Source organism: Methanocalculus natronophilus, from assembly GCF_038751955.1.
GTDB classification, from domain to species: domain Archaea; phylum Halobacteriota; class Methanomicrobia; order Methanomicrobiales; family Methanocorpusculaceae; genus Methanocalculus; species Methanocalculus natronophilus.
Window position 1 is genome coordinate 1 of sequence record NZ_JBCEXH010000040.1, and the last position, 767, is coordinate 767.

At 46.0% G+C, this 767-nt stretch carries 1 protein-coding gene; it reads right to left on the reverse strand.

Annotation, left to right across the window (positions count from 1 at the left end):
• On the reverse strand, positions 1 to 750 hold a 750-nt coding region (locus ABCO64_RS10260; RefSeq protein WP_343089390.1), incomplete at its 3' end, for an IS5 family transposase.
• Between the last annotated feature and the right edge of the window lie 17 nt (positions 751 to 767).

Genomic DNA, 767 nt, shown 5'->3' on the forward strand with positions numbered 1-767 from the left:
TCTGAACACTTTTTTCATCACAGCAAACGGTCGTTCAACAAGAGGACGTATCCTGTTGATCGCTCGGTTTCTACGCTTTTCCTTTGTAGATAATGGGTGGTTTCGAACACCTCTATGCATCGTCTTATCCATGGATGCACAGGGTTTGACCCCGAAATACCCCTTGTCCCTATATACTGTCTCTCCGGATCGTGAGAGATCAACTTTGCTGTCATGAACTGAAGCTGATGTTGTTGCCATTCGTCGGATAAGTTGATACTCCTTATCCATGAGAATATGCAATTTAAACCCAAAATGAGATTTTGAACCTTTCTTTGCCCATGTTCCATCACGGCTGCGCCGCGTCTTTGCTTCTTTTCCTCGCGGTGTGTCGGCAGGTGCATGACCCGGATCTGCGGTGATAAAACTGGCATCCTGGATCACACCACGATGAATTGTCAATCCTTTCTGATCGATCTGATGCTGGAATTCAGCCCAGATCAATTCTTCTTTTCCTGTTTTGATCAGACGCTCCCGGAATAACCAGATGGTGGAGGCATCTGGAATCTTCTTTGGGTAATCAAGAAAATGACGAAATGACAGGCGGTCATAGACTTCTCGTTCAAGCTGGGGATCTGATAACCCATACAGTTGCTGCAGAATCATGAGTTTGATCATGAAAACAACGTCATAGTTTGGTCTGCCACCCTTTCCTTCGGTATTGGTGTAGAGGTCAGAGAGAAGAGGACGAAACCGCTCCCAGTCGATCAAGGAGGATAAGGTACCAA